The 21,299-nt window shown below is 63.1% G+C and carries 19 protein-coding genes; 14 read left to right on the top strand and 5 right to left on the bottom strand.

The features are described from left to right. The first annotated feature begins 53 nt into the window (after positions 1-53). The 6 genes from ICL81_RS00875 to ICL81_RS00850 all read left to right on the top strand — a co-directional run bounded on the left by ICL81_RS00875 (position 54) and on the right by ICL81_RS00850 (position 4,608). On the top strand, positions 54-665 hold the full coding sequence (locus ICL81_RS00875; protein ID WP_188033122.1) for a TetR/AcrR family transcriptional regulator: 612 nt from the start codon (positions 54-56) through the stop codon (positions 663-665). Between the two features lie 31 nt (positions 666-696). Continuing rightward, positions 697-939, top strand: a complete 243-nt coding sequence (locus ICL81_RS00870; RefSeq protein WP_188033121.1) for an exodeoxyribonuclease VII small subunit — start codon at positions 697-699, stop codon at positions 937-939. 2 nt (positions 940-941) lie between these two features. Beyond that, positions 942-1,652 (top strand): DUF4245 family protein, encoded by a 711-nt coding sequence (locus tag ICL81_RS00865; protein ID WP_188033120.1) that lies wholly within the window; start codon positions 942-944, stop codon positions 1,650-1,652. A gap of 11 nt (positions 1,653-1,663) precedes the next feature. Then, positions 1,664-2,341, top strand: coding sequence for a carbonic anhydrase (locus ICL81_RS00860; RefSeq protein WP_188033119.1), 678 nt, complete (start codon positions 1,664-1,666; stop codon positions 2,339-2,341). Positions 2,342-2,400: 59 nt separating this feature from the next. Beyond that, positions 2,401-3,807 (top strand): class II fumarate hydratase, encoded by a 1,407-nt coding sequence (locus ICL81_RS00855; RefSeq protein ID WP_370566811.1) that lies wholly within the window; start codon positions 2,401-2,403, stop codon positions 3,805-3,807. A 171-nt stretch (positions 3,808-3,978) separates the two neighbouring features. Further along, a complete protein-coding gene (locus tag ICL81_RS00850) occupies positions 3,979-4,608 on the top strand; it encodes a TetR/AcrR family transcriptional regulator (RefSeq protein WP_188033117.1) in 630 nt (209 codons plus the stop codon). 787 nt (positions 4,609-5,395) lie between these two features. On the opposite strand, the gene ICL81_RS00845 is transcribed toward ICL81_RS00850, so the two are convergent. After that, a complete protein-coding gene (locus ICL81_RS00845) occupies positions 5,396-6,559 on the bottom strand; it encodes an acyl-CoA dehydrogenase family protein (protein WP_188033116.1) in 1,164 nt (387 codons plus the stop codon). A gap of 69 nt (positions 6,560-6,628) precedes the next feature. Next, complete coding sequence (locus ICL81_RS00840; protein ID WP_188033115.1) at positions 6,629-7,822, bottom strand: CoA transferase; 1,194 nt, start codon at positions 7,820-7,822, stop codon at positions 6,629-6,631. An 83-nt stretch (positions 7,823-7,905) separates the two neighbouring features. Here ICL81_RS00840 and ICL81_RS00835 point away from each other — a divergent pair, with 83 nt between their 5' ends. Next, complete coding sequence (locus tag ICL81_RS00835) at positions 7,906-9,453, top strand: PucR family transcriptional regulator (protein ID WP_188033114.1); 1,548 nt, start codon at positions 7,906-7,908, stop codon at positions 9,451-9,453. 639 nt (positions 9,454-10,092) lie between these two features. On the opposite strand, the gene ICL81_RS00830 is transcribed toward ICL81_RS00835, so the two are convergent. The 3 genes from ICL81_RS00830 to ICL81_RS00820 form a co-directional block, all read right to left on the bottom strand. After that, positions 10,093-10,761, bottom strand: coding sequence for a hypothetical protein (locus ICL81_RS00830; protein ID WP_188033113.1), 669 nt, complete (start codon positions 10,759-10,761; stop codon positions 10,093-10,095). Between the two features lie 18 nt (positions 10,762-10,779). Continuing rightward, positions 10,780-11,307 (bottom strand): amino-acid N-acetyltransferase, encoded by a 528-nt coding sequence (locus tag ICL81_RS00825; protein ID WP_188033112.1) that lies wholly within the window; start codon positions 11,305-11,307, stop codon positions 10,780-10,782. Positions 11,308-11,467: 160 nt separating this feature from the next. Next, complete coding sequence (locus ICL81_RS00820) at positions 11,468-13,999, bottom strand: ATP-dependent Clp protease ATP-binding subunit (RefSeq protein WP_188033111.1); 2,532 nt, start codon at positions 13,997-13,999, stop codon at positions 11,468-11,470. A gap of 207 nt (positions 14,000-14,206) precedes the next feature. Between ICL81_RS00820 and ICL81_RS00815 the strand changes: the two genes are divergently transcribed. From ICL81_RS00815 to ICL81_RS00785, 7 genes are all read left to right on the top strand, one after another. Further along, positions 14,207-15,073 carry a MurR/RpiR family transcriptional regulator gene (locus ICL81_RS00815; RefSeq protein ID WP_188033110.1) on the top strand — a complete coding sequence of 289 codons (867 nt, stop codon included), beginning with the start codon at positions 14,207-14,209 and terminating at the stop codon, positions 15,071-15,073. A gap of 155 nt (positions 15,074-15,228) precedes the next feature. Then, complete coding sequence (locus ICL81_RS00810; RefSeq protein ID WP_353055375.1) at positions 15,229-15,915, top strand: tyrosine-protein phosphatase; 687 nt, start codon at positions 15,229-15,231, stop codon at positions 15,913-15,915. Then, positions 15,912-16,739 carry a metallophosphoesterase gene (locus tag ICL81_RS00805; RefSeq protein WP_188033108.1) on the top strand — a complete coding sequence of 276 codons (828 nt, stop codon included), beginning with the start codon at positions 15,912-15,914 and terminating at the stop codon, positions 16,737-16,739. Before ICL81_RS00810 ends, ICL81_RS00805 begins: the two co-directional genes overlap by 4 nt. A gap of 58 nt (positions 16,740-16,797) precedes the next feature. Next, complete coding sequence (locus tag ICL81_RS00800) at positions 16,798-17,820, top strand: ABC transporter substrate-binding protein (protein WP_188033107.1); 1,023 nt, start codon at positions 16,798-16,800, stop codon at positions 17,818-17,820. Then, positions 17,804-19,480, top strand: coding sequence for an iron ABC transporter permease (locus ICL81_RS00795; protein WP_188033106.1), 1,677 nt, complete (start codon positions 17,804-17,806; stop codon positions 19,478-19,480). Before ICL81_RS00800 ends, ICL81_RS00795 begins: the two co-directional genes overlap by 17 nt. Positions 19,481-19,488: 8 nt before the next feature. Beyond that, positions 19,489-20,595, top strand: coding sequence for an ABC transporter ATP-binding protein (locus ICL81_RS00790; protein WP_188033105.1), 1,107 nt, complete (start codon positions 19,489-19,491; stop codon positions 20,593-20,595). Further along, positions 20,592-21,218, top strand: a complete 627-nt coding sequence (locus ICL81_RS00785; protein ID WP_188033104.1) for a histidine phosphatase family protein — start codon at positions 20,592-20,594, stop codon at positions 21,216-21,218. The genes ICL81_RS00790 and ICL81_RS00785 overlap by 4 nt, the downstream gene beginning before the upstream one ends. Positions 21,219-21,299: the final 81 nt, after the last annotated feature.

The following is a 21,299-nucleotide window of genomic DNA, read 5'->3' as shown; positions in this document are numbered from 1 at the left end:
GACATTGCAAACCGTACTTAGTACGGAACGTGTGCATCTATTAACCTACAGACATGGCAAACCGTCAAGAGGCAACGCGGCGACAGACGACCGCTCGCGGCACACTCACCCGCGAGATCATTGTGACGACCGCAATTTCACGCATCGAAGCCGATGGCGCGGATCGACTTACCATGCGCGCGGTCGCCGCCGACCTCGACTGCGCAGTGATGTCGCTTTACACGCACGTCAAGAATCGCGATGATCTCCAGGCGGCTGTCGTCGCACATCTGATCACTGAGCTCGATATCCCAGGGGTAATCCACGCTTCAAGCAGCAACTGGGAATCGGTGATGCGGGCAACGCTTCGCGCGTACTTCGATCTCGCGCTGCGCTTCCCGCGATCGTTCGCTCTCCTCGCACTCGCACCGGCGGAAGCCGCGCACGTCACCGAACATCTCGACAGCATCGTCACCCACCTCGGCACACTTGGTTTCTCCCAGGAAAACGCGCGGATCATCCTCGACACCGCCGACGCATTTGCGACAGGATTCTTGATCGTGCGCGCACAGCCAAGCCTGCCGCGCCTCGCACACGACCCGGCGGAAGACCTCGCGGAGACAGCTTGGCCAGCGTACGAGGCTGGGATCGAGATACTGCTGGCGGGGATCCGCGCCCGCATGTAAATCTTCAGCCGAAGCGAGTAAGCTGGAGAGCATGTCAGACATGGGGTCCGCTGCTGTCAGCGAGACGAGCACGCTCAGCTACGAACAGGCTCGTGACGAACTTATTCAGGTCGTCAGCCGACTCGAACAGGGCGGCATCACGCTCGAAGAGTCACTCCAGCTCTGGGAACGCGGCGAACTGCTCGCGCAGCGCTGCGAAGAATGGCTCCTTGGTGCTCGCCAGCGCCTTGAGGCCGCACGAAACTCAGCTGCACCGATGGAGGCCGGCAACTAACGATGGCGAAGAAGTCGAAGGCTCCAGTAGTCGTTGCCGAACTCGGCAGGCCTGAAACCGCTTATGAGACGGCAGCCCGCAAGGCCGAGAACAGCCGCCTGTACAAGAGCCGCAAGACCCTCAACAACCTGGTCTTTTCGCTGCTCGTGAGCTTCGGGCTCATGCTCGTCATCTATTTCATGATGCCGCAGAGCACCGGTGATTTCGATCAGCGCTCGGTCGATGTCGCAGCGATCGCTGAGCAGTCAGGCCCCGGCCTCAACGACAACCTTGCCGTTCCCGCTGTTGACGCTGGCTGGAAAGCAAAGTCGGCCAGCCTGAAGCGCGAGGACGGCTTCTACGTCTGGCGCATTCATTACACCACCGCTGACGAGGCATACGCCTCCGTCACCCAGATCTTCACTGAAACCGGCGAACCCGTACTTGATGTTCCCGGCGTTGAGACCTACCTCAACACCGAGGTACTTGAGGCGCTCGCTCCCACCGGCCAGGAAGCCCTCGCGGGCACTGACTGGACGCTCTACGACTACCCGAACAGGGGAATCGACAAGAGCAACATCCGTTTCGCACTCTCAGGCGCTGTCGGCAACGACGCGGTCATCGTCTCCGGCACTGATACTGCCGGCACCATTCGTGTGCTCGCCACCCAGGTCATGGACTCGCTCGCCGAGCCCGCTGATCAGGCGACGGGCGGATCCGCCGAAACACAGTAAAAGGAAGCCGCATGACCGCACCACGTGTCACACCGCAAGAAGCCTGGGACACCTTCATTGCAGGGAACGACCGCTTCGTAAGCGGTACGTCGAACCACCCCAACCAGAACGTCGAGCGACGCTCTGAGCTCGTGAACCAGCAGTCACCAGACGTTGCGCTCTTCGGTTGCTCGGACTCGCGCCTCGCTGCAGAGATCATCTTCGATTGCGGCCTCGGCGACATGTTCATTGCCCGCAACATGGGGCACGTCGTCGCAGAGTCGATCACCGCTTCGATGGAGTACGCCGTTTCCCATCTCGGTTCGGCACTCATCGTCGTGCTCGCACACGATTCATGTGGCGCAGTCGCGGCTGCGATCGACCAGACCACCCGCGAACCAGGTGAGGTCAGCCCAGCCGTGCGTAACACGCTTGCGCCGATCCAGCCAGCGGTTCAGTCGCTCTGGCATCGTGATCACCACGAGTCGCCCTACGTCGTTCCTGGTGAGATCGACGCGAACACCGTTGGCCGCCTACACCTGCAGTCGACTGTCAATGAGCTGCTTCGCAACTCGCCGACCATCAGCTCTGCGGTCGACCGCGGCGAGGTCGCAGTCGTGGGCTGCCAGTACCGCCTTCTCGAAGGCCGCGCAGTGCCTTACACTGCTGTTGGTCGCCTCAATATCGAGACCAGCGACCTGATTGGCTAATTGAGCCTCACACGCTTTTGTAATTCCCCTTCTTTCATCTCGTCAAACAAAGGATGACAGTGACCGAACAGATCGAATACCGCATCGAGCACGACACCATGGGTGAAGTGCGCGTTCCGAAGAATGCGCTCTACTCGGCGCAGACCCAGCGCGCAGTTGAGAACTTCCCGATCTCGGGCTCGGGTCTTGAGCCTGCACAGATCGTTGCGCTCGCACGTATTAAGCGCGCGGCTGCAATTGCCAACAAGGAGCTCGACATCCTCCCCGCAGACGTCGCAGACGCGATCGTTGCAGCGGCAGACGAGGTTATTGGTGGCGCACACCACGACATGTTCCCGGTAGACACCTACCAGACCGGTTCGGGAACCTCCTCGAACATGAACATGAACGAAGTTCTCGCGAACCTCGCGACGAAGCACCGCGGCGATGCAGTGCACCCGAACGACCATGTCAACGCTTCGCAGTCGTCAAACGACGTGTTCCCCACTTCGGTACACATCGCTGTGACTGGCGCGCTCATCGAGCAGCTCAAGCCCTCGCTCGCACATCTCGCTGAGGCGCTCGAGGAGAAGGCTGAACTGTGGAAGACCGCAGTCAAGCCCGGCCGCACCCACCTCATGGACGCAACTCCCGTGACGTTCGGCCAGGTCTTCGGTGGCTACGCTGCACAGATCCGCTACGGCATCGAGCGCATCGACGCAGCTCTCCCCCGCGTAGCTGAGGTTCCTCAGGGCGGCACCGCGGTTGGCACCGGCATCAACACTCCCCTCGGCTTCCCCGAGAAGGTTATTGCTGAGATCGCAGCTTCGAGCGGCCTGCCCATCACCGAGGCACGCAACCACTTTGAGGCGCAGGCGAACCGCGACGGCCTCGTCGAAGCTTCGGGCGCGCTGCGCACGATCGCCGTTTCGCTCGTGAAGATCAACAACGATCTTCGCTGGATGAGCTCGGGCCCCAACACCGGCCTTGGCGAGATCCACATCCCCGATCTCCAGCCCGGCTCGTCGATCATGCCCGGCAAGGTCAACCCCGTTATCCCCGAGGCAGTCCTCATGGTCTGCTCGCGCGTTATCGGTAACGACGCAGCAATCGCTTTCGCTGGCGCTTCTGGCACCTTCGAGCTCAACGTGCAGATCCCCGTCATGGGCACCGCACTCCTCGAGTCGGTTCGCCTGCTCTCGAACGCTTCGGTCGTTCTCGCAGACAAGACCATCAAGGGCCTCGAGGCAAACCTTGAGCGCGCTGCAGCACTCGCAGGCATGAGCCCCTCAACGGTCACCCCGCTGAACCGCCTCATCGGTTACGAAGCGGCTGCGAAGATCGCAAAGCACTCGGTTGCCAAGGGCATTACCGTGCGTGACGCTGTCATCGACCTCGGCTACGTTGAGCGTGGCGAGGTTACCGAGGCTGACCTCGATAAGGCACTCGATCTGCTCTCGATGACGCACCCGGGCGTCGCGAAGTAATTTCGTACTCTCAGTGCCGTAATTCGTCACACTAGGAGCCTGGTTACCTACGCGTAACCAGGCTCCTTTTGCATAAACGGCTACTCAGCGTGAAATTTCCTTCATCACACACTGGGCGTAGAACGCGCAATGCTCAATGTTCCATGCCCATTCTGGACTATTCTTGAGACCATGACTGATGCGCGCGTAGTGAGAACACGGGCTGCCCTCCACCGGGCCGTACTGCACCTCGCGAGCGCAAAACATATCAGCACCGTCACCGTTTCTGAGCTTGCTGCTGAGGCTGGCATCAACCGTGTGACGTTCTACAAGCACTATGCAACCCCGTCTGAGACGCTCGCCGACGTCATCGGTGGAATGCTCGCCGAAACTGACAGTGGTCGCGAGACGCGCAACGCGTACGCCGACGAGTCGACCCCTCGTATCCTTGAGATGTGGGAGGGCTTCACTCACCTCGTCGACCACGTTGAGGACAACCAGGACCTCTACCGTCTCGGCTTCGAGGATCCCCTCGACGGAACCGTGCGCGAAGCACTCACCAAGCACGCATACGAGTCGCTGCTGTGGCACCTTGAGCTACGCCGCAACTGGGCAACCACCCCCGCAGACATCGACATCGACATGGTCGCTTGGGTACTTGCGAGCGCGCTCGCAACAGCCATTGGCTACTGGCTTGGCGACGCCTCATTTACCCGCGAAGATCTGCGTGCCAACTTTGGTGTCGTGTACCCCGAGTGGATGCGCACCGAGCCCGACGGAACTGTGCTCGATCGAGGCGCGCTGTTCCCGCCGCTCGGCTAGGCACTGCTTTTAGCCCTTAGCGCTTAGCGGGACCCTGCTTTGGCGCCAACCCCGCGAAATGAGCCGTTTCTCGCGAGAAGGTGTCTTTCTTGCGTATGAAAGTGGTAGTTTCGCGAGAAACCCCTTGTTTCGTGGGGTTAACTAGGGGTTGGGGCGTGTTTTGGCCTGGTTTTCACTGGATTGGCCCCTGCGCCCGTCGTCAAGCCCCGCCAGCCGCTAGGCCAATGAGTTGCGGTGGCGCCCAGTTTGCCCGTCTGTGGCTCTGCCACGGAAAGAAGAGGTCCGGCCTGTGGCCGGGCATCTTTTCCCCTCACAATGGCCATTGCGGCGGCGGAGCGAGCTGTGTGGGCGCGGGCTTCCGGCTATGGTGCGGGACTGCGCGCACCGTGACTTAACCTTTTGGCCTTGCTCAGCGCTTTACGGGCCGCTCGACCGCAGGTCCAATCTGCGGCGGGCGTGCGGGCAGCGACGTTCCTGTGGTGCGGCAGAGGAGTACAAAGGTCCGGCCTGTGTCCGCTTGCCATATCCGCCCACCAGAGCGGCAGTTTGGCTCAGAGAACGAAGGCCTGCGAGGGAGAACGAAGGCCTGCGAGGGAGAACGAAGGCCTGCGAGGGAGAACGAAGGCCTGCGAGGTAGGGCGCCCATACGAGGCACGCCGGCCCACCTCAACCCCGCGAGATGAGCCCGCTCATGCACAGAGGGCACTTTCATACGTATGAAAGTGCCCTCTGTGTCAGAAACCCCTAGTTTCGAGGGGTTAGCGCGGGGTCCAGCCCGCAACCAAAACTAGAACGCTGCGATACCGGTCAACTCGCGGCCAATGACGAGCTGGTGTACCTCGTCGGTGCCCTCGTAAGTGCGCACCGACTCGAGGTTCGCCATGTGGCGCATCACAGGGAAGTCGCTCGTAATGCCGTCGCCACCGAGGATGCCGCGGCAGGTGCCCGCAATCTTGATCGCTTCACGCACGTTGTTCAGCTTGCCGACCGAGATCTGGCCGTACGAGAGGTTGCCCGCGTCCTTGAGACGGCCGAGGTGCAGTGCAAGCAGCAAGCCCTTCTCGTACTCGACAAACATATCTGCGAGCTGTGCCTGGATGATCTGCTTCGAGCCGATCGGAGCACCAAAGACCTGGCGGGTCTGCGAGCGCTCGACAGCGACCTCGAGGCACGAGCGTGCTGCGCCCATAACGCCCCAGGCGATGCCGTAGCGTGCTTCGTTCAGGCACTTGAACGGCGACGAGAGGCCCTTCGATCCTGGGAGAATTGCGTCGAGCGGCAGACGCACATCCGTCAGCTCAATCTCGGTCTGCAGCGAGGCGCGCATCGAGAGCTTGTTCTCAATCGCGGTCGCCTTGAAGCCGGGGGTTTCGGTGGGCACGACAAAGCCGCGCACGATGCCTTCTTCGTCCTTCGCCCAGATGACGCCGACCTTGGCGATGGTTGCGAGGCCGATCCAACGCTTCTTACCGTTGAGTACCCACTCGTCGCCATCACGACGTGCGGTGGTGAGCATGGTGTTGGGGTCCGATCCGCCCTGGGGTTCGGTGAGACCGAAGAAGCCGACAGCCTCGCCGCGGCCCATTGCGGGCAGCCACTGCTGCTTCTGCTCCTCCGAGCCGAACTTGTAAATCGCACCCATTGCGAGCGAACCCTGCACCGAGAGCGCCGTACGGAAGCCAGAGTCAACCGCCTCAAACTCCATCGCCACGAGGCCGTATGCGACCGACGATGCGCCCTTCAGGCCGTAGCCGTTCATGTACATGCCGAACGCACCGAATTCGCCGACCTCTGGCAGCAGCTCGACGGGAAGACGACGATCCTCAAATGCCTGGTCGATGATCGGCTTGATGCGGGTCTGCGCGAATTCACGCGCCTTCATCTGCCACTCACGCTCCTCTTCGGTCACGAAGTCGGAAACGTTGAACAGCTGGTCAATCGTGGTGGTCATGATGCTCCTTTGGCTCACTACCGTGTGAATACCGGTGATGTTAGGGAAGAACGGGGCGCGGATCGGTGCCTAGCGCGGCAGCCACTCCGCGTTCTGGTGCTCGCCGACGCGGGGAGGCGGAGTGCCGTAGCGCGGGGGCGTTGCAGAGAACGAGATTGGGGTGGCAACTGAGCGGAGGGTTCGTTCAACACCCTCGTCATCCAGTGCGTGCGTCTCGGCGACGGGTTCGAGGCCGAGCGAGTCTGCAAGTTCCAGCGCCTGCGCGATCGTATTCACGCGGCCTGCTGGAATGACCGCGGCGGTGAATTCGTCGATCCACTCTGCTGCGGGACGAGTCTTCAGGCGGGCCTCGAGCGCTTCACGCAGGCTGACACGGTTTGCCACGCGATCTACGTTTGTCGCGTAGCGCGGATCGGTCGCCAGCTCAGGAATACCGAGCACGTCACACAGCCGGGCAAACTGGCCGTCGGTGCCCACTGCGAGCGCAATGGACTGATCCGCGGCTGCGAAGGTCTCGTATGGCGAAATCGACGGGTGAGCATTGCCCATACGGCCAGGAGAGACGCCCGTCTCGAGGGTCGAAGAAGTCTGGTTCGCGAGCGCCGAAAGCAGCGATCCGAGCAGGGTGACCTTGACGTGCTGACCACGGCCGGTCATGTCGGTGCCGGGCGCCTCACGCGCACGGAGCGCGGCCTGGATACCGATGACCGAATTCAAGCCGGTGAGAATGTCGACGAGTGCGACACCGACCTTGGTTGGCTCGCCCCCGTCAGCGTCTGCGCGGCCGGTGATGCTCATGAGTCCGCCAACGGCCTGCACGAGCAGGTCGTACCCGGGAAGGTTCTTGCCCTCAGCATCGCCGAAACCGGAAATCGAGCAGTACACGACACCGGGGTTTTCGGCTGCTACCTCTTCGTAGCTCAGGCCAAACTTGGCCATCGTGCCAGGCTTGAAGTTTTCAATCACCACGTCAGCGGTGCGCGCGAGCTCGGCAGCGCGTGCCTTGCCCTCTTCCGAGCGAAGATCGCAGACGACCGAGCGCTTGCCACGGTTCACGCCCGCAAAGTAGGTGCTCTGGCCGATCGCGTTCGTCGGCGGGTTCCACTGCCGAGTGCCGTCGCCCTCTGGACTTTCGATCTTGATGACGTCTGCGCCGAAATCGGCAAGAATCATCGTGGCGTGCGGACCCGCGAGAACTCGCGAGAAGTCGGCTACTCGAATGCCGCTGAGCGGCCCCTGGGATGCATGTACGTCGTCGGTCACATCTCCAGTGTACGTTTGACCTCGACGTCATTGTGTGACAAAGTGCACAACTTGTATCGCATAAACTGTGCAATGATGGCAGCATGGCTACACTGTCGCAGCTCCTCGCGATTCCCAGTTTGGGGCTTCGCCTCATCCAGGCTGGCCGCCGCGATCCTGAGCTCACCTGGGGATCCGTCACCGAGCTCCTCAACCTCTCGGAGTATCTCGAGGGTGGCGAGATCATTATGACGACGGGCCTCGCGCTCGATGGTGATGATCCGCGCTGGCGTGACTTCGTTGCGAGCCTCAGCCGAGCGCAGGTCGCCGCGATTGGCTTCGGCATCGGCGTGAATCACGACCAGGTACCGGCGCAACTCGTGCAGGCAGCAAGCACGTACCAGGTGGCCCTCTTCGAAATTGCCCTCCCGACGCCGTTCATCGCGATCAGCAAGGCGATCGCCGAGCTGCTGCGCACTGACGAGCTGCGCGAAACCCGAAACGCGCTCCGCATCCAGGAGCGGCTTCTCGATAGTGCCCGTAGCGAGCAGGAGCCGGCGGCAGTGCTCGCGAGCATCGCGCAGGCGACCGGACGTCAGCTTGGCGTCGTGAGCATTGACGGCAGTGTACTCGCGGCCACTGGTGGATTCGCCGCAGCACAAACCTCAGCGCACGGGGCAGCACCCGGCTCGGTCCAGGCGATGGAGCAGGTGCCACTCAACTCTGCGGGATCGCTCCAGCTCCACATATCGGGGGGCACGCCGCTCTCTCCAGAGGGGCGCTCAGTCATCGCAGCGGGCGCGATCGTGCTTGGGCTTGGGATCCGCGGCAGTAGCGCCGCCGAGGCGCGCGAACGTCAGCAGTGGGCACGGCTCACTGAGGGCCTCCTCACCGGCACCCAAGCGCCAGCCGCGCTGTCGGTGTTGTTCCCCTCGCACCCGCTGCCAGCGACCGTGCGAGCTGTTGCTGTGCAGGGATCCGCCGAAGATCTCGTCGAGTGGCGCTCACGATCACGCTCGGGGTTCGAGCGCCTCATCACCTCCGCATTGCCGCACATCTCCGCGCCCGGTATCGCGCAGGCCTGGCAGCTCGTGCCTGACACATCAACTGCCATCGATGCCGCGGTAGAAGCGGCACACGCACACGGCCTCGATGTCGTACTCGGGCGGGCCGTCTCCGCGGAGGATGCACCACTGAGTCGACGATCCGCGCTCGCCAAGCTCCCGACGCTGTCGACCACCGCGCCCCTCTACATCGCCCCGCGCGTACCAGAGACCATCTGGGCTGACCGCACTTCCCCCGTCCTCGAAACCCTCATGACGCTGCCGGGCAACGCCGCGGATGGCGGGGTCGCTGGCGGTTACCCCGCGCCAAGCGCCGAACTTGCCGCGCGCGTGCTTGGTCCACTCGCGCGTGAATCAACGGAGCTCACGGTGGCGGATCGCGAGACGCTTCGAGTCACCCTCCGCGCCGTGTTCGAGGCCGACGGTCAGCGCGGCCCGGCTGCCACAGCTCTCGGCATTCACCGAAACACGCTGCGTGACCGCATGCAGCGGATCGAGCGACTCATCGGGCGCTCACTCTCGGAACCCGACGACCGAGCCGAGATCTGGATCGCGCTGCGCCTCGAGGAGCAGACCTTCGCGCAGTAAGGTGATGTGCCGGGCAATTGCGTGGCCCGTCCCGAGGTTTTTACTCAAGCGCCATTCGCACCGTGGCTCGCCATTCGAGGCCGCTCGAAAGGTCGGTCTGCAACAACCCATGCCCGTCTGAGCCGAGGCAGGAGGCCGCTGGGTAGTACCTGCTTAATAGATCACCACACGCAGCAATGCAGAGAAGCAGGGCTTGCATTGAATCGGCTCCAAAGATTCTTTGACGTGCAAAGAGTTTCTCGTCGGGGGCCCATACCTCGTAGACAAATTCCGCGTACTCGGGGTCCTCATCCGGCGCATGGTGCGATCCGTTCACGCACAAGATCACTATCTGTACTGGCCCGTCAGGAGTATCAACGGCACGGCTAGCTACGGTCTCCATCACGTGAGTTTGCACGACATGATGTTGTATCGCAAGCGTTGACAGGTGATGGCCGTCAACACCCTTCAACAGCGGCCGAACGCTGTCCGGTGCAAGAAACCGGACAGGATGCCCGAGAAGCCACTCAGAACGGGCTGTTCAGAGTTTCCTTCAGGTCTGCCGCCGGCGAACCCCGTTCAAACACCCCGTCTTGTGTGAAACGCCCCTGCTTTACGGGGTTGAGTCAGCAAGCGAAGTCGAACTCAAAAGTGTGCCGTCTAGTACAACAAGAACTGCGCGGAAGCCTTGCTCGTCGTCCCGACGACCGCAGTGCGCAGGTGGTAGGTCGCGCCTTCGCCGATCACATCGTCGCGGGTCACGTCGCAGGTCTCAGGATCTGAGCGGGTGCGGTCCCAGACGATGGGTTCGGTTTCGAGCGGCTTGCCAGGCACCAGGATGATCTGGCGTTTGGTCTGATCAGTCTGGCAATCGGTCGAGCGCCAGACAATATCGTCACCACTAGAGACTTCAAACGTCATCGCAGCGGTGCCGAGGTCAATGATGCACTCAACCTCGCTCGTATTTTCAACGGTCAGTGAGAGCTCCGGAAGCTCGCCAGGGTCGTACGAGTCGTGGTCGACCACCGCGGTCACCATGACGCGCGCCTGGGCGCACGCATCTGGCTCGCCTTCCTTCTTTTCCGTCGCAGACTTCTGCTTCTCCTGCGCGGTAATGTCGGCGGGAACATCGACCTTCTGCGCGCCAGAACCGGAATCGCGGGCACCAGAACCGCCGAACGCGCCGCTCAACGACATGATGAGCAGCACGATGAGCGCAATGACGACCAGCAGGCCGCCGAACACGACAATCCGCCGACGCCGATAGACGCTCTTGTCCAGGCCGCCGGTCGGGGCCTGTCCTGGGGTCTGTCGTGCGTTGCCTGGCATGAAATCAGGCTACCGCGATTACGCAGAGAGGCGCTTGATCATTCGCGTGTTGCCGAGCGTGTTCGGCTTTACACGGGCGAGATCCAGGAACTCCGCGATGCCCTCATCCGTCGAGCGCAACAGCTCGGCGTAGACGTCAGCCGCAACGAGCGACTCGTTTTCTTCGACCGCAGAGAAACCGTGGCGCTCGAAGAACGTGGTCTCAAACGTCAAGCAGAAGAGCTGCTCAAGACCAAGCGCGCGTGCGCGTTCTTGGAGCGCATCGAGCAGCATGTGGCCGATGCCCTTGCCGAGCCACTCTTCAGAGACGCCGAGCGTGCGTACCTCACCGAGCTGCTCCCACATCACGTGCACTGCGCCATAGCCGACAACGTTTTCGTTGTCGTCGACCGCCACGAGAAACTCGGGAACCGCAGCGTACAGATCAACAAGATCTTTACCGAGCAAAATACGTCGGGCAATCAGCGGTTCCATAAGCGCCACCATTGCGCGCACGTCCTGCGTGCGCGCCTGGCGAATGGTTACTGCCGATGCCTGAATTTCCATGAGCTGAGTCTACTCTTTCGTGTGATTGCTCGGATCCGCACCCATTTCCCTGGCTCGATTGGGGCGCGGATCCCGACCGCCTGTGCCAGGGAAAGCAAAAGGCCGGTACCCCGAGGGGATACCGGCCTTCGCACTTGGCTAGCGAGCTAGCAGATGAGCCTTAGTCGGTCGCGCCCGGGGTGGGTGCGGTCGATGCTGCGGCTGCGGCTGCGGAAGCCGACGATTCACCGTGCGACTTGGGGTTCGCGCTCTTGGTCTCGAAGGTGAACTTGCCGCTCTCCTCCTCGATGTCGACCACGACCGTGTCGCCTGCGACGAGCTCTGCACCAAGGATGCGCTCGGAGAGCTGATCCTCGATTTCGCGCTGGATCGCGCGGCGCAGCGGACGTGCACCGAGCGCGGGGTCGTACCCCAGGTCAGCGAGGCGCTCACGAGCAGCCTGCGAAACCTCGATGTACATGTCGCGGTCGAGCAGGCGGTCCTTGAGCTGCTTGACGAAGAGATCGACAATCTTGAGGATCTCGGGCTTGGTGAGCTGCGGGAAGACAATCGTGTCATCGACACGGTTGAGGAACTCCGGCTTGAAGTGCTTCTTGAGCTCCTCGTTCACCTTGCCCTTCATCTTCTCGTAGCCGTGGCGAACGTCGCCCTCGATCTGGAAGCCAACCGGGCCGCCCGCAATCGCGGTCGAACCAAGGTTGGTCGTCATGATGATGACGGTGTTCTTGAAGTCAACGATGCGGCCCTGGCCGTCGGTCAAGCGACCCTCTTCAAGGATCTGCAGGAGCGAGTTGAAGATGTCAGGGTGAGCCTTCTCGATCTCATCGAACAGCACGACCGAGAACGGCTTGCGGCGCACCTTCTCGGTGAGCTGGCCGCCCTCTTCGAAGCCAACGAACCCGGGAGGGGCACCGAACAGGCGCGAAACGGTGTGCTTCTCGCCGTATTCCGACATGTCGAGCGAGATGAGCGCATCTTCGTCGTCGAACAGGAACTCAGCGAGTGCCTTCGCGAGTTCAGTCTTACCGACACCGGTAGGGCCGGCGAAGATGAACGAGCCCGAGGGACGCTTCGGGTCCTTGAGTCCTGCGCGCTGGCGGCGGATCGTCTTTGCGAGCGCCGAGATTGCTTCGTTCTGGCCGATAACGCGCTGGTGCAGCGCCTCTTCCATGAAGCGGAGACGCGAGGTCTCTTCCTCAGTGAGCTTGAAGACGGGGATACCGGTTGCCTGTGCGAGCACCTCGGCGATGAGTCCCTCATCGACCTCAGCAGCCGACTCGACGTCACCCGAACGCCACTGCTTCTCCATGCGGAGACGCTCAGCGATCAGCTTCTTCTCTTCGTCGCGCTTGCCGGCAGCCTTCTCGAAGTCCTGCTCCTCGATGGCCTTTTCTTTGTCGGCACGAACGACCGCGATCTTCTCGTCGAACTCGACGAGCTCGGGCGGGCTCGACAGGATCGAGAGGCGGAGGCGTGCGCCTGCCTCATCGATAAGGTCGATTGCCTTGTCCGGAAGGAAGCGGTCCTGTACATAGCGATCAGCAAGGTTCGCGGCAGCGACGATTGCACCGTCGGTGATCGAAACCTTGTGGTGTGCCTCGTAGCGGTCACGCAGACCCTTGAGGATGTTGATCGTGTGCGGCAGCGAAGGCTCGTTCACCATGATCGACTGGAAGCGGCGCTCGAGCGCTGCATCCTTCTCGAAGTGCTTACGGAACTCATCGAGCGTGGTCGCACCGATGGTCTGCAGCTCGCCACGAGCAAGCAGCGGCTTCAGGATGTTTGCTGCGTCAATCGCACCCTCGGCAGCGCCAGCGCCAACGAGCGTGTGAATCTCATCGATGAAGATGATGATGTCGCCGCGGTTGCGGATCTCCTTGGTGACCTTCTTCAGGCGCTCCTCGAAGTCACCGCGGTATCGGCTACCGGCGATCATCGACGACAGGTCAAGCACGTAGAGCTGCTTGTCCTTCAGCGTCTCGGGAACTTCGCCCTTGACGATTGCCTGCGCGAGGCCCTCGACAACTGCGGTCTTGCCCACGCCAGGCTCACCGATCAGGACGGGGTTGTTCTTCGAACGGCGCGAGAGGATCTGCATGACCCGCTCAACTTCCTTCTCACGGCCAATGACCGGATCAAGCTTGCCTTCGCGAGCTGCCTGGGTGAGGTTACGACCGAACTGGTCGAGCACCTGCGAGCCCTTGGTGTCGTTCTGCTGCTCGGGAGCACCAACCGTGGCGTTCTCCTTGCCGGCCTGGTAGCCCGAGAGCAGCTGAATGACAGCCTGACGGACGCGGTTCAGGTCTGCACCGAGCTTGACGAGCACCTGAGCTGCAACGCCCTCGCCCTCACGAATGAGACCGAGCAGAATGTGCTCGGTGCCAATGTAGTTGTGGCCGAGCTGGAGCGATTCACGCAGGCTCAGCTCAAGCATCTTCTTCGCACGCGGCGTGAAGGGAATATGACCGGCGGGCGGCTGCTGGCCAGTGCCGATGATTTCGGTCACCTGCTCACGCACGGCATCAAGCGAGATGTCGAGCTGTTCAAGCGCCTTCGCGGCAACACCTTCACCCTCGTGGATGAGGCCGAGCAGAATGTGCTCTGTGCCGATGTAGTTGTGATTCAGCATCTTCGCCTCTTCTTGGGCGAGAACGATGACGCGGCGAGCGCGGTCTGTGAATCTCTCAAACATCGAATACCTCCTGTTTCCGGGGACACATGGCGGTAGCCTCCCGGTCGATAAAACCAGGCTACGCGGTGATATTGCGGCGTGGGGATTTGTTCGCCAGAGGCGTGCAAGCTTCCCTCAATTTCCCAACAGACTGTCCGGCCGGTGAACAGCTGGCAACGCACGGCGTGCGAGGATGCGCGGATCACGCAAGCTACTTACCGTGCTGCCATGCAGCGATCCTCTGAAGTTTCTTCGCCAGCCGGCGTTGTCCCGCCAACACTTGCACTGATCCGCGCCCTGAAACCGAGCCTGGGCCCGAGTGAGGGCGCTGTGGCGGGAGTGATCTTGGATCGTTGCGCCGAAATCCCTGATTGGTCGACGCAGGAATTGGCGGCCGCCGCTGGCACCTCTGCCGCTACGGTGGTGCGCGCTTGCCAGCGGCTCGGGTTCCGCGGGTACCAGCACCTGCGACTTGAGTTGGCGCGCGAGGGCGCTCCCCTGCAGTCAGCGGGGACGAGCGCGAGCCTGGATGCCGTCACGCAGTCGTTCACTGGGGCGCAGGAAGCGTTGCGGCTGAGCGCGGCGGCAATTGACCGTTCGACCGTGATGCGGGCGGCGCAGACGCTGTTGGGCGCCAACCGAATTATGTTTACGGCAAATGGCTTCTCTGCACCACCACTCCAAGATGCGGCAATGCGTTTCGCAACGGTTGGACGCCCCGTCGAGTCACCACTCGACATTTTGGCGCAGCAGTTCACCGCGCACACCCTCGGCCCCGACGACGTGTGCCTCGCGCTCACGCACTCCGGCGCCAATGCGCACACCCTGGCGACCGTGCGCGCGGCGCAGCAGGCTGGCGCCACCGTCATCGTGGTGTGCAGCTATTCCCACGCACCGATTCCAGAGCTTGCCGACACCGTCATCGCGACAGGATCGCGCAGCTCCCAGCAGGCAGTTGACCCATTTTTCTCGCGTGTGAACCACTCGGTCGCGCTGCACGCGCTCCTTACCGCGTATACGGAGCTCGCAGGCCGCGGCGACGCAACCGGCATGTTTGACGTCGTCGCTACGGCACTGTCAGACTCCGCTGACTAGCAAGTTCACACCACGCCCCGAGTCTTCACTCCGGGTTCCCTCCCGATTCACCGAGCGGTCATATGCACCCGTGAGAGTGATTCCTGTAACGCATTTCATCCCACATGAAACGGCGGTGCATCACGAATCACACGAAGAATCTGGAGACGCACTTGGTGAACGAGCTCACCCTGCAGGGGACCTACAACGCACGCAGCATTGGCGATCCGCGCACCCCCTGGCTCGTGCGCACCGCAGCGGTCGATACGCTCACCGCAGCCGACGAACACCAGCTGCGCGACCTCGGTGTCACTCAGATCATTGACCTGCGCGAGACCTCGGAGCACGCGCCGCGCAGTCACTCACTCCCGGTCGTCTCGGTGCCACTGTACGGCGCAGCCCCGCCGGCCGATGGCACGCTCGAAGCGGTCTACCTCGGCCTCCTCCGCAACAGCGGGCGGGCGCTCGCCCTCGCGGTCACGCAGCTCGCAGTGACCGAGGGAGCCAGCCTCGTGCACTGTGCAGCGGGCAAGGACCGTACGGGTCTCGTCGTGGCACTCGCCCGGCTCGCAGCTGGCGATGACCGCGCGACGGTCGTTGCCGACTACGAGCTCTCCGGTGACCGCGTCCGCCCGCAGCGCATCGACCTGGTGACGCGTCAGCTCAACGGCCTAGGAATTGCGGGAGCGGATCGGGCAGCCGCCGAACGCCTCCACCTCGACAGCCCCGCCGCAGCCCTGAGCCTCGCACTCGATGAGCTCGACGCGCTCGGCGGCGCCACCGAATACCTGCTCGCGAACGGCACACCGCGGGAGGCGCTCAACGCGCTGCAGTCCCGCGCCCTCGCCGGAGCAATTCGATGAGTCGCGCGACCGGTCGCTTCACGGTGCTGCACCTCAGCGATGTCCACGCGACGGAGTCGGGTGAACTCTACGGTGCGGTCGATGGCCTTGCACGCCTACGGAGCGTGAGCGACTACGCAACCGAGGCGGGCATCACACCGGAGGTCGTGCTTATCACCGGCGACCTCGTGCAGCGCGAGAACCCTGGCGCGTACGCAGCATTTGAACTCGCGTGCCGCCGACTCGAGCACGAGCTCGGCGCTCCCGTACTCACGGTGCTCGGCAACCACGATGATCCGGTCGCCGCTCGCACACTCACCGGGCACGAGACAAGCCACTTCGGCGTCACGCACATCGAGGATTTCCGCTTCGTTCGGCTCGATTCCCACACGGGCAGTCTCGGAGGCGAGCAGCTCGCCTGGCTAGCTGACACGATCCGCGCCCCGTATGGCCGTGGAACGATCATCGCGATCCATCATGCGCCGCTTGATTCGCCGTTGCCGGCGCTCCGCAAGCAGGGGTTGCGCGATGCTGACGAGCTCTTGCGTGTGCTGCGCGGAAGCGACGTGCGCGCCCTCCTTGCTGGCCACTTCCATCACCCGCTGAGTGCGACCGCCGATGGCATCCCGGTCTTTGTCGGCCCCTCGCTCGCCTATCACCAGGTGATGGACGCGGATCCCAATTCCGTCGCCGGCCACGACTCCCCCATGTTTTCGCTCGTCAGACTGACGTCTCACGAGGTCAGCGTCGCCACCGTGAGCCTGTGTGAACCGCAGCCGCTCTTCCGGAAACCGCTCACCTCTGCGGCGAGCGCATCAGCTTCCGCGGCGCTTACTGAGCGTTGACGGTTTGTTCTTTCTGTCTTTCCCGTACATCTCATTTCTTGTTATTTAGGAGAACCACATGATTCGCAAGCACGCTTTCGGTGCGATTGCCGCGCTCACTCTCGGCACGATCGCGCTGACGGGTTGCTCGTCGCCGGCTGCTGACGCAGAGCCCGCGAAGGACGCTGAGCCAGCATCGCTCACCCTGTACACCTCGGAGCCGCAGGAGAAGATCGACGAGCTCGTCTCAGCGTTCGGCACCGTGCACCCCGAGATCGAGGTCGAGGTGTTCCGCGCGGGTACCGGTGACCTCACCGCTCGTATCGCGGCCGAGGAGAAGTCGGGCGACATTGGCGCGGATCTGCTGCTCGCTGCTGACGCTGCCACATTCGAGGATTACGCGGCGCGTGACCTGCTGCTGCAGTACGAGTCAGCTGAAGCCGAGAACATCATGCCTGAGATGTCAGATCCCGAGGGCTTCTACGTTGGCACCCGCCTGTTGCCGACCGTCATCGCGGTGAACACGAACATCGTCACTGACGCGCCGACCTCGTGGCAGGATCTCACCGACGCACAGTACGCGGGCAAGATTGCGATGCCGAACCCCGATGTTTCGGGTGCGGCAGCGTACAACGCTGCGGTCTGGCTTGACAATGACAAGCTGGGCAAGACCTGGCTCGAGGCGCTCGCCAAGAACGAGCCGCTCATCGCTGACAGCAACGGCCCCGTCTCGCAGGCAGTCGCTGACGGCAGCAACCCGGTAGGCATCGTGGTCGACTCGCTCGTCCGTGACCTCTCGGCTGCTGGCTCCCCCATCGAGGCGGTCTACCCGTCGGAGGGTGTCCCCTACGTCACCCAGCCCGTAGGCATCTTCGAGAACACTGACGAGCCCGAGGCAGCGAAGCTCTTCGTTGACTTCCTCATCAGCAAGGAGGGCCAGGAGATCGCGGCAACGCAGTCGTACCTGCCGATCCGCGAAGACGTCACCGGCCCCGCGGGTGCGCCGAAGGTCTCCGACATCACGTTCCTCTCGCCCGATCTTGAGATGATCCGCGCGACCCAGGCTGACGCAGTACAGACGTTCAATGGCCTCTTCCAGTAATACGTTTCCGGTTGCGGGGGTGGCTCGACTGGGCCTCCCCCGTGCCGGGGTGCGTCGCGCTGATGGGCTGACGCTCACGCGCGGAGCACTCTGGCTCGCACTCACCGCGCTCGTCGTTGTACCGATCGGCGCGATCATCGTACTTGCGGCGACGGGCGGCGGGTGGCGTGAACTGCTCTCGTCGACTGTGTTTGAGGCAGCGGTGAATTCGCTCGTCTCGGCCACCCTGTCTGGTGCGCTCGCGGTCGTCGTAGGCACGTTCCTCGCGATCCTGCTCGAACGCACCGATCTTCCTGGGCGTCGCGCACTCCGTGTGCTGGCGCTCAGCCCCATGCTCATTCCGCCGTTCGTTGGTGCGATCGCTTGGCTGAGTCTCCTCGGCCCGAGCTCTGCGCTCAACCGGTGGTGGGAGAGTCAGTTCGGTCAGCCGTTGTGGAATCTCTATGGCGGCGACGGCGTCATCTTCCTACTCACTCTGCACAGCTTCCCCATCGCCATGATGATCGTGACCGCAGCCCTCAAACGCGTCCCGGCGGATCTCGAGCAGGCAGCCCGCATCGCAGGGTCCTCGGCGATCCGCTCGCTGTGGGAGGTCACCGTCCCCCTCCTGCGTCCCGCGATGTTGTCAGCGTTCACCCTCGTTGCCGTCGCGAACCTCGCAGACTTCGGCATCCCTTCGCTCGTTGGGTCGCCCGGAAAGTACGCGACCCTGTCAACGCTCGTGTATCGCTACCTGCAGTCGGGCACGGTCGAAGACCCGCTCGCGGTCGTTGCCGCCATCGGTTTTGTATTGCTCGTTATCGCACTGCTCGGCGTAATTGTTGATCTCTTGCGCGCGCAGACCAGGGTCGAGCTTGACGTGCAGGCCGCAGCCCCCGCGCTACTGCCCCTCGGTCGCGCACGCGGCCTGGTCGGTGTGATTGCGACGCTCAGCATCGCGGCACTCACCGTGCTGCCGCTCGTGACCCTCGCAATGCAGGCGCTCTTGCCCGCACCGGGTGTACCGTTCACCCCAGAGAACATCACGCTCGACAGCTTCGCCCGCGCACTCACCGCGTCTGGCACGCTCACCGGTGTCTCGAACTCGCTGTTCCTCGCAATCACCGCCGCGCTCATCTGCGGTGTGCTCGGACTCGCGATCGGCACGCTCGTCACCCGCACCCAGTCCCGCGCAAACCCGGCGATGCTCGGGCTCGCGCTCCTGCCACAAGCAATCCCCGGGCTCGTGATCGCCGTCGCATGGCTCGTCATCGCGCCGTACATCGGGCTCCGCGATACCCCGTGGATCATCCTCTGCGCCTACCTCACCTCATTCCTCGCCCTCGTGGTGCAGTCGGTGAGTGCGCCGCTCTCTGCAACGCCAACCACTGCCGAAGAAGCTGCACGAATTTCTGGCGCCTCCAGGATCCGCGCCCTCTGGGACATCTCTTGCCGTATGGCCGTGCCCGCCGCGATCTCTGGGGCCGTCCTCGTCGGCCTCACCGCTGTGCGCGAGCTCACGCTCTCCGTGCTGCTGCTTTCGCCGGGATCACAGACTCTCGGTGTCGTCATCTTCAACCTGCAACAGGCCGGGGCGTACAACGCGTCCTCGGCGCTGTCGCTCATCGTCGCGCTCGTCGGCTTGGCCGGACTCGGCCTCACCGCGCGCACCCCTCGTTAGGTTTACGCATGTCATCTGTCGCCCTTGAATCCGTCAGTCTCGCATTCCCAGACGGTCATCTCGGTCTCGCCGATATCGACCTCACCATCGGTGACGGCGAGTTCATCGCCCTCGTCGGCCCCTCTGGCTCTGGCAAAACCACCCTGCTGCGTGCCGTCGCAGGGTTTGCCCGGCCGACCGCTGGCACGATCCGCATCGGTGACGAGATCGTCGCAAGCGCAGACCGTGCGATTGAGCCAGAGCATCGTGGGCTCGGCATGGTCTTCCAGCAGCACGCGATCTGGCCGCACTGGAACGTCGGGCGCAATGTCGCCTACCCGCTCAAGCGCGCTGGTGTCAGCCGCGCCGAGCGGGACCGCCGAGTAGCCGAGGTGCTCGAACTCGTCGGGCTCGCTGGCACCGAGAAGCGAAACCCAGCGACACTCTCTGGCGGGCAGCGGCAGCGAGTGGCGATCGCCCGCGCCATCGTCGCGCGACCCCGGGTGCTGTTGCTCGACGAGGCGCTTTCGGCGCTCGATGAGCCGCTGCGCGATCGGTTGCGGCTCGAGCTGCGTGCACTCACGCGGGAGCTCGGCCTCACGGTCATTTTTGTCACGCACGACCGCGGCGAAGCGCTCGCGATCGCGGATCGGGTCGTCGTACTCGACGGCGGACGCATCCAACAGCAGTCCACCCCAGCCGAATTGCTTGCGCAACCCGCGACGCCGTTCGTCGCCAAGTTCATCGCCGACGCGACGATCGTGCCGGGGGCGCTCACCCGTCACCGCTTCGTTGCCGCAGGACACGAGCTGCGAGTTCCTGCCGAAGTGCTCGACTCCACACTCGCGTGCGGTGCCGTGGAGCTCGCGATTTGCCCAGAAGACGTGCGTGTGGTGCTCGACCCGGCAGGGCCTGCCATCGTACGATCCGCACTCTTCGGCCGCGAATGTGACGACATCATGCTCGACTGGGCCGGCCTTTCCCTGCGCAGCAGAGTGAGCGGAACTCGCGCAGCGGTCGGCGATCGCGTGCGCATCGAGATCACCGGCGGCACGCTGTACCCGTCCGACTCCCAGCCGACACCAATGCCCCAGCCTTCGACGCAGACGCGCGAACCAGCTAGCCTTGCGGCATGACTGAGTTCACGCCCGCTGATTCGCCCGAGGTAATTGCACTCGTTCGCCACGGTGAGACCGATTGGAATAGCGCCCGCCGCATCCAGGGCCGCACCGAGGTACCGTTGAACGAGACCGGCCGCGCCCAGGCGCGAGCGACAGGCGAGCTACTTGCCGCGCTTGATCTGTCAGTCGCCTGGCACTCCGTCGTCTCGTCGCCGCTCGGCCGCGCGCACGAGACCGCGGCCATCATCGCGCAATCCCTCGGCCTCACTCCCCCGGCCATTGACCACGCGTTCATCGAGCGCGACTTTGGTCCAGCCGAAGGCTTGGATGTTGCAGAAGCGATGGACCGCTGGCCAGGCCTCATCATCCCGGGAGCAGAATCCCTCGACGTGCTCGCCGATCGCACCGCCCGCGAATTCGAGCGCGTCCTGACGACCGCTCCCGGCTCGATCGTCGTCGCTCACGGCGCCATGCTGCGAGCAGGTTTGGCGCGGATCACCAACACCGAAGTCCCCCGTATCTTGAACGGTGAGATCTGGTTGTTGCGGCGTGATTCGGATGGTGTCGGCACCGGCAACCTCGCTAGCCCCTTCTCGGTCAGGCGCGCAAGAACGACGGCCGGGCTGTCGCTAGCGTAACGATTCATCGTGCACTCAGTACGCTAGTTGACGGACAACCTGCGCTTCCCAGCGCAAGTTGTCGGTGAACTGTACTCTCTG

The sequence above is a fragment of the Leucobacter sp. cx-328 genome, from assembly GCF_014530035.1.
In the GTDB taxonomy this organism is placed as follows: domain Bacteria; phylum Actinomycetota; class Actinomycetes; order Actinomycetales; family Microbacteriaceae; genus Leucobacter.
This window is presented reverse-complemented; position numbering and strand designations above follow the sequence as displayed.